Origin of the sequence: Bradyrhizobium sp. 2S1 (genome assembly GCF_011516625.5) — a bacterium.
Taxonomy (GTDB): Bacteria; Pseudomonadota; Alphaproteobacteria; order Rhizobiales; family Xanthobacteraceae; genus Bradyrhizobium; species Bradyrhizobium septentrionale.
This window is the reverse complement of record NZ_CP147717.1, coordinates 4,843,352-4,860,844: the sequence shown is the minus strand read 5'-3', so window position 1 is coordinate 4,860,844 and position 17,493 is coordinate 4,843,352. Positions and strand designations below refer to the sequence as shown.

The window sequence follows — 17,493 nt, the reverse complement described above, 5'->3', positions numbered from 1 at the left end:
CGGCTGAAGGTGATGGGGTTGGCTTTGCAACCGAATCCTACGCCGCATCAGCGCTTTACACCACGCTCGCCAGCCTCTCAGGCGCACTCTGACGAATAAGACGGGCTAAGCTTGAGAAACAAGGCCCCGATCGCACTCTGCTTTATCCGCAGCCGGGCTGCACGTCGCCGACCGGCGACGTTATGGATACTGCATCTCGGCGCGTCCTGAGAAAACCTCCTTCCGCCACCTGGTCGATTTGGAGCTCAGGTGGCACATCGAACGCGAGTGTCACGCAGACGGGTCGGCCGCCAGCATTATGTGCGGGCACGATTGTTGCGGCTTCCATTACCACGCCATGTTATGAATCGCGGCCCGAGAACAATTCCGCCCTTCGCGTGTGCCGTCATGTGCAATGTTACGAGTGTGCCGCCTTCGACACTCGACGAAGGGCTTGCCCCTTGCAATTCACACTCGTACGGGCCGTGGAGAACGAGCTCTCCAGCTGCACAAGACAGGCGAACGCACAAAGCCCTCACTCGGAGATCGATGATATTCATTGAGCAGTCTTGCCGGGTTCTGTAGCGCCGATATTCTTCAGCATTAGGTCGCGCAAGAACGCCGGACCGGGAATTCGGATTTCCTTGCCGTCGCGCAGTCTGCCGATTGCCGCAAGCAGCTTGCGGATATCATAGGTCGAATTGAACACCTCTGGCACACCACGTTCGACGTTGAGGAGCGTGTAGACGGCCTCCATCGCCGTGCGCACTGAGTATTCGGTCGTGAAGACGCAATCGCTCTCCGCCGACTCAGCAAACTGGCCGATGAAGGCAAAATTGATAGCGCCTTTGGGCACAACATTTGGTCGATCACCCGCCTGCCGCGGCATGAAGAGAGAGGTGACGTAGGGCATCATCACCGGCACTGTCTTTGCGGCCATCGCGGCGAGTCCCGGTATGTCCTCGACCGGCACGCCGAGGTGATACAACCATTCCTGCGTGATTTCCTCGCCCGTGCAATCTTGCATCGGCTTGTTCACGTAGTCGCCAGGCTTGTCGACGAAAAGTGAGTAGACCCAGACGACGATCTGATTACTGGGCTGGTACTTGAAATGCGGTTGACGGTTTACAGTCCAACTGAGCAGCCAGTTCGAATCCTTCGCCGTGACGATCCCTCCCGTGACGACCTTGCCGCTGAACGGATCGCGTTTGGCGATCTTGCGGATATAGGCTGGAATGCGCGCATCTAGAGTCGTGATCGTCGCCGATTGCCATTTGGTTGCAGGAATATTGCCGCCGAAGACATCCGGGCGGCCGAACGCCGCGTCCTTGGCCGCAATACGCCGCCACAGATCCCAAGCAGGCGCCGGGCCTTCGTCGAGCCTGGAGGGCGTGTGATGGTCTGCCTGGTCCGAGTTTTCGGTGAGCGACCCGATCGTCATGAAGACAAGATCGTCGGCGCCAAGGCCGATGCCGCCGGCGACGCCGTCCTCCAGCCAGTGGATAGCCGTGGCCTGCTTGCATCCGGCCTTTATGTCGAAATCGACATCGGTGACTTCGACGTCGTAGCGGAAGTTGACGCCCTCCTCCAACAGCCATTTGCACAACGGTAGAACCAGCGATTCATACTGATTGTACCTGGTAAACTTCAGCGCGCTGAAATCCGGCAGGCCCCCGATATGATGGATGAACCTATGCAGATAAAGCTTCATCTCCAGGGCGGAATGCCACTCCGCAAAGGCGAACATCGTCCGCCAATAGAGCCAAAAATTGCTGCAGAAAAACTCTTTCCCGAACACTTCGTCGATACGCCTGTTCTCCATCTCCTCACGGGAGGCAAGAAAGACGGCGATCAATTCCTTCTCCGCCTTTTCGCTCAGAGTGAAGAGGCCGTCGGTGCGCGCGTCCTGTCCCTGGTTCACCGTCGCCCGTTGCAGCGAGTAGTTCGGATCATCCTTGTTCAACCAGTAGAATTCGTCGAGCACGCTGGCACCTTCGGTTTCCAGCGAAGGGATCGACCGGAACAAGTCCCATAGGCACTCGAAATGATCCTCCATCTCGCGGCCTCCCCGGACCACGAAGCCCCTTCCTAGGTCTTGGTTACCGTCGAGAGCCCCACCGGGTATCTTCAGCCGTTCGAGGATGGTGATCCGGTCGCCACGCATATGGCCATCGCGGATCAGGAAGGCCGCACCGGAAAGCGCCGCCAGGCCCGCACCGACGAACCACGCAGTCTTGTTGTCCACACCTTCGGGTTTGCGAGGGCGGGCAAAAGCTTCGTAATTTCCGCTACCGTAGTACATCGCAACATTCTATCCGACTAGATTGGACATTCAGTCAGGCTAATCAAAAGAGGTTCTCGGGCGCCAGGCATTTGCGTGGGACGCCGACCGTCAGACCTCCATCGATGACGACCTCCGAACCGGTAAGGTAGCTGGACTCGTCGCTGAGGAGGAACAAGACGACCTGCGATACTTCCTGCGGCTCGGCTGCCCGCCCGAGTGGAACGGGGAAAAGGGAGGACTCGAAGCTCTCGGTCATCGGGGTGGCAATGAAGCCGGGATGGATCGAGTTGATGCGGACTCCCGAGGCCGCGGCTTCCAGTGCAGCGGACTTGGTTATGCCCCGCACGCCGAACTTCGAAGCGACATAGGCGTGGAGTCCGGCACTGCCCCGCAGCCCCTCGACGGACGAGACGTTGACGATCGAACCTCCGCCCGCGCGCCGGATGGCCGGTAGGGCTGCCTGCATTCCGAGGAATACGCCGGTTAGATTGACGGCAAGGGTCTTGTTCCACTGATCGAGCGAGAACTGCTCAATAGGGGCTATGTTGGCGATCGCGGCGTTGTTGACCAGCCCGTGGAGCGCGCCGAAGCGACCCTCGGCGCTTGCGACCGCCTCGGCCCACTGCTTCGGCTGGGTAACGTCCTGAGGCACATAGATGGTCGAATTGCCAAGTTGAGCCGCGAGAGCCTCTCCTTCTGTATGAAGAATATCAGTGATCACGACCCTGGCCCCCTCAGCCACCAGCAGGCGCGCATTAGCTGCCCCCATTCCGCGAGCCCCGCCGGTCACCAGAATGACCTTGTCGTTCACACGTCCCATAGTCGTTGGCTCGTTCCGTTGATCAATGGCGGTGCAGCGTCTTCCAGGCGACGAAGAGGACGCGAGGGTCATCCGTTATGACGCGCGAAGTGTCGAGAATGTGCGGAATGCTCTGTGTGAATCGCGGGTGCCTTCTTATCGACACGTCAATGCTAAGCGGACCAACCATTGATGCGCTGTTGGCGACGGACAGAAGTTAGCGGCGACGTGACGCAGGTGCCTGCCCGTGTCCTGCACAGGCACTGTCCCTCGTCGATATCACGCGCCGCTAACCTCAAGTGGCCAGCCACGGCCTCAAGTTGCGATGGTGGCCATGTCCAGGGGAGGGCGCCCCTGGGCATATCGAGGGTCTGCATTCTTCGTGCCAAAAAATGGTCCACAGTTCGCATTGTTTTGTGTGGGTTTTGTTCTCTTTCCGACTTGCGAACGTCGTGATGTTTGCACCCAGCCCTATTTACAGCGGCTTCATGTCGATCGTGGCGCCCCCGCAAGCATCGGCAGCGCAGGCAGTTTTGCTGCCAGTTTCGACACGATGAAAGACCTGGATTAACCGTCATCGGCGCTGCGTGGCGCCGTTGCATCCCTGCACGTCTGATCTCGCTCAGCTGTGTCCGGTCGATGACATGCATGTGGGGAACTGCAATCGAGGCGCAAACAGCTGTTCGGGGACCGCGGGTTGAAAGCGCAGCGTTTTGTCTCTGTTCAGGCGGAATGCCGGTACGATGGTTTGGCACGCTGGTTGCTGACGCATGTATGGCTCGGCTGCTCATATGCTCGCGCACCCCCCATGAGACAGCAAAGCCTCTTCGAAGCGCAAACTAGCGCGGGTGGCCCCTCCAGCCGCCCGCGCGCTTTTCCGCAGGCCGCCCGTGGAGATTATGCCATGAAAAGGCTTTGGAGAACGCCATAGAGGCGCTGAGGAGATGGTCTGAAGGCTAACTCGCAACCGGCATCGTACTTGCCGCGCTGGCAAAGCTTGAAGCGAGTAGGCCAACACCGAGGCTGCGTCCAGAACGGAAGCTCTCTGCCATCACGCGGATGCGCGCGTCAAAGCTACGCCCAGCAATCTCGGTCGACGGTCCCGCTGTCAATTTCCGGAAATCAAGCGGGTCGAAGTGTTAGAAGAGCGCGAGATCACCGCATATCACGAGGCGGCGCATGCGGTGATTTCGCGCACTCGACACCGCGCCGCTCCCGGCGCCCCTAGGAGCTTGTCTGGATAGTCGCTGTTCAAATCTGGTCGGGTCTGATTCAACATTGGGCGATGAGCAAGTATTTTCGGCCTTGGAACATCGATCAGACGCTGCTTCTGCCGCCGAATGTGCAGGACTTCGTGCCGAAAGGCCATGTCTCGCGGTTTATGGTTGATCTGGTGCGGGAGAGCCTCGATCTCAGGGAGATCATGGGCAGCTATGTGAGCGGGCTTGGGCAGCTGCCGTTTGATCCGCGGATGATGGTGGCGCTGCTGCTGCATAGCTATGCGAGTGGGCTGTATTCGTCGCGTCGGATTGCCAAGGCCTGCCGGGAGCGGAACGATTTTGTGATGATCGTGGCGCTGGATGCGCCGGATTTTCGGACGATCAGCGACTTTCGCAAGCGACATTTGAAGGCGCTCGGCGCGCTATTCGTGCAGGTTCTGAAGTTGTGCGAGACGGCCGGGCTGGTCAAGCTCGGTCATGTCGCGCTGGATGGTACGAAGATCAAGGCGAACGCGTCGAAACACAAGGCGATGAGTTATGAGCGCATGAAGAAGCGCGAGGCGGAATTGAAGGCCGAGGTCGCTCGCATGCTGGCGGCCGCCGAGGCGGCGGATGCCTCGGAGGATGAGACTTTCGGCAACAGCGACGAACTGCCGGACTGCACCGTCGACAAGCAGAAACGGCTGGCGAAGATCCAGCAAGCGATGGCGGCGCTGGAAGCGGACGCCAAACTGGCGGCGGAGGAAGAGCGCCGCATCGAGGCCGAAAAGGAACAGCAGCGCCAGGCCGAAGGCCGCAAGAAGCCGGGCAAACCGGCGGCGCTGCCATCGGAGGAACCCAATCCCAAGGCGCAACGCAACTTCACCGATCCGGAAAGCCGCATCATGAAGTCGAAGGATGGCTTCGTTCAGGCCTATAATGCCCAGGCGGCCGTCGATGCACATGCCCAGATCATTGTCGCGCAAGAACTGACCCAGCACGGCAGCGATCAGGGCCAGTTGGTGCCCCTGATCGAGGCCATCGAGAGCAATCTTGGCCGCAAGCCGCGGCAGGCCTCAGCGGATTCCGGCTACTGCAGCGAAGCCAATCTCGAAGCGCTCGACACACGCAGCATCGATGGCTATGTCGCGCCCGGACGCGCCAAGCACCCGACAGTAGCGAACGGAAAAGTCGGCGGCCCGCTGACACAGGCCATGCGAAAGAAGATCGACGATGGCGGCTTCGAAACACCCTACCGATTGCGAAAGCAAGTGGTGGAGCCGGTGTTCGGGCAGATCAAACAGGCAAGAGGCTTCCGCCAGTTCCTGTTGCGGGGCATCGAGAAAGTGCGCGCCGAGTGGACAATGATCTGCACCGTCCATAACCTCCTCAAGCTGTTCAACCTCGCAAACGCAGCCTGAGCCTGCTACTCTACAACAAATGCCCGTCACGAAAACATATCTGGACGGGCTCCTAGCCCGTCCTATTCGTGAGAGTGCTTTTTTTAGTCCGATTGATGTGGCCGCACATCTGCTCTGACGAGGCGCGCGGGATTGCCTTCGGCTTTTCACCGCCTGACCGACCCGTACTTTGCAACGCGCTTGAGGTGTAGGTTGGGCGAACGGGGGGCGGACGCCCCGCCGGTCAAGGACCGAGAGGCAGCAGCGCGCCTGGCAAGCCGCGGATCAGGTCGGCTTCGGGACATGCCGCGGCAAACGCAAGGCGAATGCGGCTCGTGGTCTCGACGACACGGGCAGCGAGTTTCAAGAGACGAAGACGCAGCGTCGCGAACTCGGCTGTGGCCAATTCCCGGGCTTTGGGAATCGCGTCGCGCACGGTCAGCATCAGCCAATAAGCGGCGGTGTGGAGAACGAGGCGGACTTGATTGGCGAGCGCCGAACGGCAGCTGGTGCGATCGGAGGCGAGCTGTGTCTTATGCAGCTTGATCAGATTCTCGGCTTGGCCGCGCGCGCAATACAGGCTGTCGTAGATCCACTCGGCCGAGCCGACATCGAGGCTGGTGACGACGAAACGGATGTCGAGGCCGAGCATCGTCGCCTCAATACGGGCGACGGTACGCCGTTCGCGATCCCAGGACTTGGCCTTGTGGCGCGTCTCGGTATAGCCACGCAGAACCGGCAGGTTCTCGATGGCGCGTCGCGTGCGGATGTCGTCGGCGGCCTCGTCGAGTTTTCTGGCGAGCGGCTTGGTGCCGGACAGACCGAAGATGTAGTCGATGCCGTTGGTCTCGCACCACGCCATTGCCTCCGGCCGGGCATAGTGCCCGTCGCCACGGAACGTAATTCGCGTGTTGTGCCACCGCGTCCGGATATGCCGTATCAGGCGGCGCAGATGGGCACGCACCTCGACGCCGCCCGGCGTCTTGCCGGGCCGCAACACGACCGCCACGGGCCGGCTCTTCTCCGTGTCGTAGACGTGGATCGGCAGGAAGCAGCGTTCGTCATAATGAGCGTTGAACAGCGAGAGCTGCTGATGGCCGTGGACGACATCGCAGGTATCATCGATGTCGAGCGTGACGGATGCCGGCTCGCGCGGGTAGCTATCCATCCATGCGTCGACCAAAGTGTAGGTCAGTCGGATCACGTCGCGCAGGCGCGGAGCATTCTCCAGCCGCGACAGCGTCGGTTGGGAACACAGATCGCGACCCGTGTCCGGCAGCCGTCCGCAGGCCAGCTTGAATGCGGGATCGGACCGCAGATGATCGAGGTCGTCGGCGTCCTCGTAGCCGCAGCAGATCGCGAACATGCGCGCGCGGAACATATCGACAAGGCTGTGCACGACCCGCGTCGGATCGCGCCGATCCGGGAACACCCGGGCCAAATTGTCGGCCAAGCCGAGACGCCGCTCGGCCATCGCCAGAAGCATCACGCCCCCGTTCGAGGTCAGCCGACCGCCATCGAAGGCAGCTGTGACTTTCTTGGCGTGAACGGCTGGAAACGAGAAGGGCAGAATCGTATCATCGGTCATGGCGGGCCTGGCGTTCGCGGTTGAGGTGATGGGGTTGGCTTTGCAACCGAATCCTACGCCGCATCAGCGCTTTACACCACGCTCGCCAGCCTCTCAGGCGCACTCTGACGAATAAGACGGGCTAGGAGCTTGTCTGGATAGTCGCTGTTCAAATCTGGTCGGGTCTGATTCAACATTGGGCGATGAGCAAGTATTTTCGGCCTTGGAACATCGATCAGACGCTGCTTCTGCCGCCGAATGTGCAGGACTTCGTGCCGAAAGGCCATGTCTCGCGGTTTATGGTTGATCTGGTGCGGGAGAGCCTCGATCTCAGGGAGATCATGGGCAGCTATGTGAGCGGGCTTGGGCAGCCGCCGTTTGATCCGCGGATGATGGTGGCGCTGCTGCTGCATAGCTATGCGAGTGGGCTGTATTCGTCGCGTCGGATTGCCAAGGCCTGCCGGGAGCGGAACGATTTTGTGATGATCGTGGCGCTGGATGCGCCGGATTTTCGGACGATCAGCGACTTTCGCAAGCGACATTTGAAGGCGCTCGGCGCGCTATTCGTGCAGGTTCTGAAGTTGTGCGAGACGGCCGGGCTGGTCAAGCTCGGTCATGTCGCGCTGGATGGTACGAAGATCAAGGCGAACGCGTCGAAACACAAGGCGATGAGTTATGAGCGCATGAAGAAGCGCGAGGCGGAATTGAAGGCCGAGGTCGCTCGCATGCTGGCGGCCGCCGAGGCGGCGGATGCCTCGGAGGATGAGACTTTCGGCAACAGCGACGAACTGCCGGACTGGACCGTCGACAAGCAGAAACGGCTGGCGAAGATCCAGCAAGCGATGGCGGCGCTGGAAGCGGACGCCAAACTGGCGGCGGAGGAAGAGCGCCGCATCGAGGCCGAAAAGGAACAGCAGCGCCAGGCCGAAGGCCGCAAGAAGCCGGGCAAACCGGCGGCGCTGCCATCGGAGGAACCCAATCCCAAGGCGCAACGCAACTTCACCGATCCGGAAAGCCGCATCATGAAGTCGAAGGATGGCTTCGTTCAGGCCTATAATGCCCAGGCGGCCGTCGATGCACATGCCCAGATCATTGTCGCGCAAGAACTGACCCAGCACGGCAGCGATCAGGGCCAGTTGGTGCCCCTGATCGAGGCCATCGAGAGCAATCTTGGCCGCAAGCCGCGGCAGGCCTCAGCGGATTCCGGCTACTGCAGCGAAGCCAATCTCGAAGCGCTCGACACACGCAGCATCGATGGCTATGTCGCGCCCGGACGCGCCAAGCACCCGACAGTAGCGAACGGAAAAGTCGGCGGCCCGCTGACACAGGCCATGCGAAAGAAGATCGACGATGGCGGCTTCGAAACACCCTACCGATTGCGAAAGCAAGTGGTGGAGCCGGTGTTCGGGCAGATCAAACAGGCAAGAGGCTTCCGCCAGTTCCTGTTGCGGGGCATCGAGAAAGTGCGCGCCGAGTGGACAATGATCTGCACCGTCCATAACCTCCTCAAGCTGTTCAACCTCGCAAACGCAGCCTGAGCCTGCTACTCTACAACAAATGCCCGTCACGAAAACATATCTGGACGGGCTCCTAGGCTTTTGATTGCAGGCGTGCTTTGCCATCGAGCTTCGAGCGCGTGTGCACAGCAGATGCGTGAGCGGAGCGCGACCGCTATTGGTTACGGAGGCCGCACGCCTTTGCGGCCATAACCTGACGGCAGCGTCGCAATATGAAAGGAAGGCTATAATCCTAGGACGACATTGATGAATCCAATCCACCCACAGAGGCGCGTCGTCGCCATCGCTGATGCCTTTGACTTCCACTTTTCGGGGCTCAACTCTGGCGCATCACGCTTGTCATTTGCGGCCAGCTGACCTGCGGCTCGCCATGACCGGATATCACCGCCTGATGCCTGCGGCGGCCGGCGCGATGTCGGCCGTTTTCAAGGTGCCATCAACAATGCAAGCTCCCATTACGTTTGATCGCACGAAGATCTTATTCTGCAGGGAACAATCTCGACAAAGCATGCAGCTTCACGCAACTACCACGCGGTGGAGCAAAAAGCCGGGCCAATCGCCTGACACTTCCGCGCACGCGCAGCCAGCTGAACGCAGCATGCACGCATGGCGGCCCTTCTGTGTGAAAGCAGGCCTTCTGTTCGGTGACTGCCAATGTTGTCGCAAACTCGCCATCGCGCAGGACCACAACGACTGCCCGCGCCCGATGGCTGCAGCGGTTTCCTTTATTCATTTTTGCGGGCGATTGCCGCGATCAGTGCAAGGCTTGAATCGGGCTGCACGAAGCAGGCATTTTTATTGCACGCGTTACGATGGGCTTCGTCGTGACATGCTTCATCTACATCTGGGAAATCGGCGCGCGGCCTGGCCGCCTCAAGATAGACGGCGTGTAGGTTAGATGGAGAGCAACGCGCGCGACCTGGCTGGCCGAAGTCTTCGGCCAGATCGCGACCGAGATGGATCGGGGATGGCCAGTCAATTCACTCCGGAGCATCGAAAGCCGATTCTCGTTGCGCCGGACGAAAGCCTGACCGGCAGCGCCGTGTTGGGCGCAACGATCGGCAATATTCTCGAATTTTACGACTTCGGGACCTATAGCTTTTTCGCAATCCAGATCGGTCAGGCGTTCTTCCCGGCGAGCGACCCGTTTGCCAGCCTCATGCTGTCGCTCGCGACGTTTGGCGCGGGTTTTGTAACCAGACCGATCGGGGCCATCGTGCTCGGCTCGTACTCGGATCGGGTCGGGCGCCGGCCCGCGATGAATGCCAGCTTTGCCATGATGAGCGCCGCGATCCTCGCGTTAGCTGTTACGCCATCGTACGAGACGATAGGAATTGGCGCTCCGTTACTGGCCATTTTCGCACGTTTGGTGCAGGGCTTCGCTCTGGGAGGTGAGGTCGGTCCGACTACTGCCTATTTGATGGAAGCGGCCCCGGCCGAAGCCCGGGGTCTTGCTGTCTCGTTTCAGCCTGCCAGCCAACAGATAGCTGCAACCGCCGGAGCGCTGGTTGGAGAAATACTCTCCCTCGCGATGACAAGTGAGGCACTGGACGCGTACGGTTGGCGGATCGCGTTCTTGCTCGGCGCCGCCACGCTGCCGTTCGGACTTTGGCTGCGGAGCGCCCTGCCGGAGACATTACACCGCCCGGAAGCTTCGGCTCCCGTCGTCGAGAGTGCGAAGAGATTGCGTGCCGTCCGCCGCATGATGAGCTTGGGACTCGTCATTTTGGCCAGCTGCACAATTTTTACCTACATCACGGAATACATGACCACCTATGCGCTGAATACCTTGCAAGTTTCTGCGCCTCTCGCCTTCGCCACCACGCTCGTCAGCAATGCAGTAGGAATTGGCGCCGCACTGCTGGGCGGTTGGCTCGCGGATCGTGCCGGACGCCGGCACATCATGATATGGCCGCAGGTCACCGCGCTGCTGATGACCTATCCGGTGTTCTGGTGGATCGTAGAGAGCCGCAGTGCCATCGCACTTCTCGGAGGCCTCGGCGCGCTCACCTTCATCGGAACGGTCCCGTATAGCGCCTTCTATGTGAGCATGGCCGAAGGTTTGCCCAAGAACATCCGCGGCGGCGCCTTCGCGACGATTTACGCTTTTGCGATAGCGATCTTCGGTGGCACAGCTCAACCCATCGTCACCTGGTTGATCCACGTTACCGGGAACGCACTGGCGCCCGCCTGGTACATGCTTGTCGCTAGCGCGGCCGGATTCTGTGCCATGCTGATGATGCCCGAGACGGCACCGCCGAGAATTCAGAGCGCTGCGCATAAGCGAAGCCCGTCGTAGCGCTGGACAACGTGATCACGGGTCCCTTCCGCTCATATGGCGCTCCCCGTCAAGTCTTTGGGGAAGAAAGTAGGTCGGCCCGAGAGATGGGAATTGTCTTGATGAAGCATTCGATTTTTGCAGGAGGGGCCGGTGTTGGGGCCGCGCCTTCTTGTTGGGGTCGGGTAGGCTCTCGAGCTTTTCGCTTTTTCCTGCTGGATGGTCATCGGCATTGGAACAAGCGATGGGCAATCCGCGTGATGATCGCTGCAACACGGCGGGTTTCTTGCTGCGCAGCGCAAGAGGCCCCCTTGCTAGCCAGAATAGGCTGCCTGTGCCCGACCAGTATCGAATCGATAGCTATGTTAATGAGATAGGCTTCAGACGCCCAGACAGTTCCGACCCGCTCGCCTACGGGACGCAGACTGCAACAAATCAGCGCTCGTCTGTTCTGCCAGCAAGACAAGCCCGAGCAAATCATTCCCTTCCAGAGCCAATGAAACAAGGCGGCACCACCACTCTACGTCATCGGGAGTGCATGAATTCTCCCAGACAGGCAAGCATGCGAGTTGCGCTGCCGTGGATGTCCGGCAATTCACCCTGGCAGAGGCAATAGCTACCGCCCGTTTCTGATCGGTCGGCAACAATACCGAGCCTGTCGGAGCAGAGAATGACGCGGTCCGCGCCACCAATTGTAGCCAACCAGCGCGATCAAGTCACCGCGGTCGACGATCAGCGCCCCCTGCTTTAGCACCAATTCAGCGAAGCTCAATTGATCGTGAGCGTCATCACTTGGCCAAGTGGGCATCAACAGCCCCGGCGTGTTCCAACTCAGCGGTGTTCTTGACGTGGACAGCATTCGCACCGGCGCGGTGATCGGACGCAATCGCGACATAGAGCGCCGGTAGCACGAAGAGCGTGAACAACGTTCCGATGGACATGCCCGCGACGAGCACGAGCCCAATCGAGAAGCGGCTCGCGGCGCCAGCGCCCGTTGCGGTCAACAAGGGTAAGAGACCAGTGACCATCGCCGCCGTGGTCATCAAGATCGGACGAAGTCGAACGCGCGCCGCCATCTCGATAGCCGAGCGGCGGTCGAGCCTCTCCTTGAGCTGCAGCTCATTGGCGAACTCAACCATTAAGATACCGTGCTTGGAAATCAGCCCGACCAGTGTCAACAGCCCGACCTGAGTGTAGATGTTCATCGTCGACAAGCCAAAGAATAGCGGGATCAAGGCCCCGACGACCGCCATCGGAACGCTGATCATGACGATGAGGGGATCGCGCAGGCTTTCGAACTGTGCCGCAAGCACCAGAAAAATGATGATGAGTGCAAACGCAAAGGTGATGGCGAGTTGATTACCCTCGCGCACATATTGGCGAGCGTCGGCAAGGAAGTCGTGGCTAAAGCCTGCGGGCAGCATCTTTGCCTCCTCGTCCAGGTAGTCCACAGCCTGACCGATCGTGACACCAGGCATCGGTACAGCCTGGAAGGTCGCGGAGTTGAGCTGGTTGTAGTGGGTGAGCGTGTTCGGATCGGTCGCAGTCTCGATGGAAACCACGGTCGACAGCGGCAGCATCGAGCCTCTCGCAGTCTTCACATAATAGCTTCCAAGTGATTCCGGCGTCAGGCGGTTTTCGCGCGCCAGTTGCGGGATCACCTGGTAGGAGCGCCCCTGCAGGTTGAAGCGGTTCACGTAGTTGCCGCCGAGCAGGGTCGCAAGCGCGCCACCGACGTTCTCCATGGTGATGCCAAGATCGCTTGCCTTGGATCGATCAACCTTGATTTGCACCACGGGCTGATTGAACTCAAGGTCAGAGTCGCTGACCGCGAACAGACCGCTCTTGCGAGCGGCATCCTTCAGCTTCGACATCTGCTCATAAACGGACTGGAAACCTAGGGTCGAACTGATCACCATTTGCACCGGCAGGCCGCCCGATCCGCCCGGAAGAGGCGGCAAACCAAAGGCAAATGCGTTGATGCCTTCGATTTTGGACAGCTCGGCCTGAACGGACCACTTGAGCGCGATCGTTGATCTCTTACGCTCGTCCCAAGGCTTTAGCAACATGCCGGCCATGCCGCCCTGCGGCCCGCTGCTGCCGTTGAGCACGAAGCGCAAATCGGTCTCGGGAAACTTCTGGAACGCTTTGTCGAGCTTGGCGCCGTAATAATCGAGGTAATCGATATTGGCGTATTTCGGCGCTTTAGTCAGCGCGAATATGATGCCCTGATCCTCCTCGGGTGCAAGTTCCTTGGACGTATGCATGTAGAGAAAGCCCGCAAGGCCCAGCATGGTCAGCGCAAACAGCCCGGTAATCGGACCATAGTCGAGCGAGCGGTCGAGGTTGCGACCGTACCAGCGGGTCGTGGCGCCGAACGCGCGGTTCACACCCCTTGCAAACCGCCCCTCCTCAGAGTTCTTCAGGAAGACCGAACACATCATCGGCGAAAGCGTCAACGCAATTGCGCCCGACACGATGACCGAGCCCGCCAGCGTGAACGCAAATTCGCGGAACAGCGCGCCAGTGAGGCCGCCGATAAAGCCGATTGGCGCGTACACGGCGGCCAGCGTGATCGTCATGGAGACGACGGGACCGACGATCTCGCGCGCCCCCTGGGTCGCGGCCAGCGCGGGCGGCGCGCCTTGTTCCAGATGGCGATGAATATTCTCCACGACGACGATTGCATCGTCGACCACGAGACCAATCGCAAGCACCATCGCGAGAAGGGTCAGAAGATTGAATGAAAACCCCAGCGCCAGCATCATGCTGCAGACGCCAACAAGCGACAGCGGAATGGTAACGACGGGAATGATGACCGACCGAAACGAGGCCAGGAACAGGAAGATCACGACCACCACGATCAAGACGGCCTCGACCAGCGTCTTCTCCACCTCATCGATCGATGATTGAATGAACTTCGTGGAGTCGTAGGCCACTTTCATCTTCAGCGAAGGCGGCAAGTTGCGCTCCATGTCTGGAAATAGCGTCCGTACGCCTCGTACGATGTTCAGTGGATTGCCTTGAGGGCTCGCCTGCACGCCGATGAAGACCGCGTGCTCGCCGTTCATGGAGACACTGGCGTCTGCGGTCTGCGCGGCAAGCTCGACCGTCGCAATGTCCTCCATGCGCACAAATCCGCCGTCATTGGCCTTGACGATCATGCGCTTGAAGTCATCGACACCGCGCAGATCAGTGTTGGCCGTGATGTCGGAGATGGTGAGATAGCCCTTGACCTGACCGGCCGCGGCCTGGAAGTTGTTGGCGGCAATTGCAGCCGAAACGTCCGCCGGCGACACGCCATGCCCCGTCATTTTCACAGGATCGAGCCATAGCCGCATCGCAAAACTCTGGCCGCCCAGGATGTCCGCCGCTGCGACCCCCTCTACAGTCGACATAACCGGCTGCACCACGCGTGAAAGATAGTCGGAGATCGCGCTGGCCGTCAGTTCCTCGCTGGAGAAAGCGATATACATGACAGCCGTGGTCTGACCGGCTGACTTGGTGACGACCGGATCGTTTGATTCCTTCGGAATTTGAGACTTGACCGAGTTGACCTTGGAGAGCACTTCGGTAAGCGCCTCGTTGGGATCAAAATTGAGCTTGATGTAGACCTGGATCGTCGAGCTACCGAGCACCGATGAGGACGTGATGTAGTCGACGCCCTCGGCGGACGCCACTGCCTGCTCCAGGGGGGCCGTGATGAACCCCTGGATCATGTCGGCGGAGGCACCCGGGTAGGAGGTTGTGATATTGACGACCGTGTTTGACAGCTTCGGATACTGCCGGATCGGCAGAACGGCGGCCGCGCGAAGGCCGATCAACAGGATCAGCAGACTGATGACGACTGATAACACGGGACGTTTGATGAAAAGATCGGCAAATGCCATCGAGGCTCTCGCATTCAGGAGGGTGACGCAAATTCGCTGGCACTGGCAAGTCGCGCTCCAGTTACGGTCATCAGCGCGGCTGACAGTGGCAAAGACCCGAGAAGGAAGCGGAATCGGCTGCTCTAACGGCTAGTTCCTAGGCAGAAGATCCGATCCTCCACTTCTCCATCGCCATTCCTTGGATGAATCTTTGCCCTTTTGATCGCTGATCGCTGATCGCTGATCGCTGATCGCGAGTAAGGACACACCTCTTCAGGATAAAGACCCATGTCATTTTGTGCGCAATCGGCCCGAGGTCCGACTCGGAATACGGAAGCGGGCTCACGCATTTCCATTCCGCTTCATCCTCACGCCTCAATGGCACGCAACGCCTTGCAGCAAGCGGATCAGTCGGCACTAACGGCTTCCGCGCCGCTGTCGAATGATCCAGCGGCGACGTCGAAAGTACAAACAACTCGACGAGTGACTCAACTCTACAGAGGCAAGCGCGCGATATAGAATGGGTTGCCAAACCTATACCAAGGTTTGTCGGCGCCTTACGCCGGCATGAGCCGCGCGAGACTTGCGACGTGCCCCCGGGGCCAAGATGGACCGGCGCACAAATGCATTCTAGAGATGCCCATGTTGGTCGCCGTGACGTCGGGCGGTTCCGGGTCGATGCGAACCTCGTCAATCTCCGGCGAATATGGGGTCGCCCGCTTGCAGGCGATAACGCTCGGGCACGATGCGACCGGATGGAAGACGGCAAAGGCGGGCAACACGCACAGCGTCGGTCCTGCTTCGAGGCCAACCTGGATCGGTTTCCAGAAATTCGCGCCAAGTGCTGCCGGCTTCCGTACAGCATTGCGTTGGGCTTGATGCCGATATAGGAACGCCACGTTGCAGCGTCACGATTGCGGCCACCATGATCCGTCACATCGTCTTCTTCACAGCCAACGATCAAGCCGGCATCGACCAGATCGTCGAAGGTCTGTCAGTTCTCACCGCAATCCCGTATGCACGCCGGCTCGAGATTGCGCGCAACCGCAAGAGCGATCAACTCGGCAATGAAGTCGACGTCGTGGTGTACGGTGAGTTCGACAGCGAGATGGATCTCGCTGCGTACAAAACGCACGGTTTGTATCAAGAAGCGATCCGGTGCGTCCGGCCACTTCGGGAACTGCGGTTTGCCGCTGACTACGAACTGTCAGCAGATGTCTATTTCGCTGAACCGTCAGGGTTGAGCCAAGTTGTTCGACGCCCCCGACGAGCTAGTCGCAGCTAAGCATGATGATGATCAGCCTCGAGGCTTTGTACGTGTCGGACGGAAATTGCGCTTGTTCGCGCCGGGACAACGATCAGAGCCGGCTTTACGGCCTGCCGATCATCGGTAACCGATAGCCCTATGCACGTCCGCGAGTTGCAGTGGATCGAGCCTGTCAAGGCGCTGCGATGCCTTGCGCAGCACCCGCAGCTTACCTTTCTCGATAGCGCGGCAGGGCATGAACTTCTCGGGCGGTACTCATATTTGACCTGCGAACCGTTTGGCACCTATTTGGTCGCCGATGGACAGGCAAGCTGGAATGCAGAGGCCGTTGCGGGCGATCCATGGGTGGTCCTGCGAAGCCTTCTCGCCAGATACCGAGCAGCACATCGCCCCGATCTCCCGCCGTTCCAGGGCGGCGCCGCCGGCTTCCTTGCTTACGACATGAACCGGACACTGGAGCGACTGCCGGCCCCGTCACTTCCCGGCCTCCGCTTACCTCAATCAATTCTACATTTCTATGGTATCCGTCCGAGGGCGGCCGTCTTGCGAGTTTTTCCGATCTGTAGCTGACTGTCCTTATGGACGGACATAAGGACAGTGCGGTGCTGAGCCGCATGGATTTGGTGGAGACCGGTCGGCGGCGACGCTGGACGCGTGCGGAGAAGCTCAGAATCGTAGAGGAGAGCTTCTCGGGGCCACGACTGGTGTCGGCGACGGCTCGCCGGTATGGGATATCACGTCAGCTTCTGCTGAGCTGGCGCAAGGCTTGGACCTGTCATGATCCGGCCGAAGAGGATTCGATCGGCCCGACATTCGTCCCTGCGATAGTTGCGGCAAGTACGCCGCCAACGACGGAAGCTGTCGAGACAGGTCAGATCGAAATCGTGAGCCCTCAGGGGCTGCGCGTGGTCTTCGGCCCCGGTGCGGATATCGAGGCGGTCGTTCGAATTGCTCGGGGCCTGGCGCGCCGATGATCCCGATCCCGACGGGCGTGCGGGTGTGGCTGGCGACGGGCCATACCGACATGCGGTGCGGCTTTCCGAGCCTGGCTCTGCGCGTGCAGGAAGTGCTCAAGCGCGACGCCATGGGCGGCGGTCTTTTCTGCTTCCGGGGCAAACGCGGTGATCTATTGAAGGTCATTTGGCACGATGGCCAGGGCGCCTGCTTGTTCACCAAAAGACTCGAGAGAGGCAGGTTCATCTGGCCATCGGTTGCTGGTGAATCGGTAACGATCTCTCCGGCGCAGTTGAGCTATCTGTTGTCCGGGATCGATTGGCGCAACCCTCAAGAAACCCAGCGTCCGACGCGGGTCGGATAGTCGTTTTACGGTTTGA

At 59.9% G+C, this 17,493-nt stretch carries 10 protein-coding genes and 1 pseudogene; 7 read left to right on the top strand and 4 right to left on the bottom strand.

Annotated features, from left to right (window positions below; translation table 11 throughout):
• Nucleotides 1–528: 528 nt before the first annotated feature.
• Nucleotides 529–2,281, bottom strand: a pseudogene (locus HAP54_RS22950) (oleate hydratase); the annotation flags it as partial.
• A gap of 43 nt (nt 2,282–2,324) precedes the next feature.
• The gene (locus HAP54_RS22945; protein WP_166214515.1) at nt 2,325–3,083 is read right to left on the bottom strand and encodes a glucose 1-dehydrogenase; all 759 of its coding nucleotides are present in this window, start codon (nt 3,081–3,083) and stop codon (nt 2,325–2,327) included.
• 1,264 nt (nt 3,084–4,347) lie between these two features.
• On the opposite strand from HAP54_RS22945, the gene HAP54_RS22940 reads away from it, so the two are divergent.
• Nucleotides 4,348–5,682, top strand: coding sequence for an IS1182 family transposase (locus HAP54_RS22940; RefSeq protein ID WP_166303952.1), 1,335 nt, complete (start codon nt 4,348–4,350; stop codon nt 5,680–5,682).
• A 223-nt stretch (nt 5,683–5,905) separates the two neighbouring features.
• Here the strand turns inward: HAP54_RS22940 and HAP54_RS22935 are convergent, their stop codons facing one another.
• Nucleotides 5,906–7,249, bottom strand: a complete 1,344-nt coding sequence (locus HAP54_RS22935) for an IS1380-like element ISBdi2 family transposase (RefSeq protein ID WP_166204320.1) — start codon at nt 7,247–7,249, stop codon at nt 5,906–5,908.
• A 182-nt stretch (nt 7,250–7,431) separates the two neighbouring features.
• Between HAP54_RS22935 and HAP54_RS22930 the strand changes: the two genes are divergently transcribed.
• Together HAP54_RS22930 and HAP54_RS22925 are read left to right on the top strand one after the other, a co-directional pair.
• Nucleotides 7,432–8,766, top strand: a complete 1,335-nt coding sequence (locus tag HAP54_RS22930) for an IS1182 family transposase (protein WP_166202952.1) — start codon at nt 7,432–7,434, stop codon at nt 8,764–8,766.
• Nucleotides 8,767–9,712: 946 nt separating this feature from the next.
• Entirely contained in the window at nt 9,713–11,044 is a 1,332-nt protein-coding gene (locus tag HAP54_RS22925; RefSeq protein WP_029083944.1) for an MFS transporter, read from the top strand.
• A 767-nt stretch (nt 11,045–11,811) separates the two neighbouring features.
• On the opposite strand, the gene HAP54_RS22920 is transcribed toward HAP54_RS22925, so the two are convergent.
• Nucleotides 11,812–14,913 carry an efflux RND transporter permease subunit gene (locus HAP54_RS22920; protein WP_029083943.1) on the bottom strand — a complete coding sequence of 1,034 codons (3,102 nt, stop codon included), beginning with the start codon at nt 14,911–14,913 and terminating at the stop codon, nt 11,812–11,814.
• 904 nt (nt 14,914–15,817) lie between these two features.
• On the opposite strand from HAP54_RS22920, the gene HAP54_RS22915 reads away from it, so the two are divergent.
• The 4 genes from HAP54_RS22915 to tnpB all read left to right on the top strand — a co-directional run bounded on the left by HAP54_RS22915 (nt 15,818) and on the right by tnpB (nt 17,477).
• Nucleotides 15,818–16,177: a Dabb family protein gene (locus tag HAP54_RS22915; protein WP_029083942.1), complete on the top strand. Its 360-nt coding sequence runs from the start codon at nt 15,818–15,820 to the stop codon at nt 16,175–16,177.
• A 120-nt stretch (nt 16,178–16,297) separates the two neighbouring features.
• Nucleotides 16,298–16,729 (top strand): hypothetical protein, encoded by a 432-nt coding sequence (locus tag HAP54_RS22910; protein WP_224741821.1) that lies wholly within the window; start codon nt 16,298–16,300, stop codon nt 16,727–16,729.
• An 8-nt stretch (nt 16,730–16,737) separates the two neighbouring features.
• Nucleotides 16,738–17,133 (top strand): IS66-like element accessory protein TnpA, encoded by a 396-nt coding sequence (tnpA, locus tag HAP54_RS22905; protein WP_166202956.1) that lies wholly within the window; start codon nt 16,738–16,740, stop codon nt 17,131–17,133.
• The gene (tnpB, locus tag HAP54_RS22900) at nt 17,130–17,477 is read left to right on the top strand and encodes an IS66 family insertion sequence element accessory protein TnpB (RefSeq protein ID WP_063676425.1); all 348 of its coding nucleotides are present in this window, start codon (nt 17,130–17,132) and stop codon (nt 17,475–17,477) included. The genes tnpA and tnpB overlap by 4 nt, the downstream gene beginning before the upstream one ends.
• The last annotated feature ends 16 nt before the right edge of the window (nt 17,478–17,493 follow it).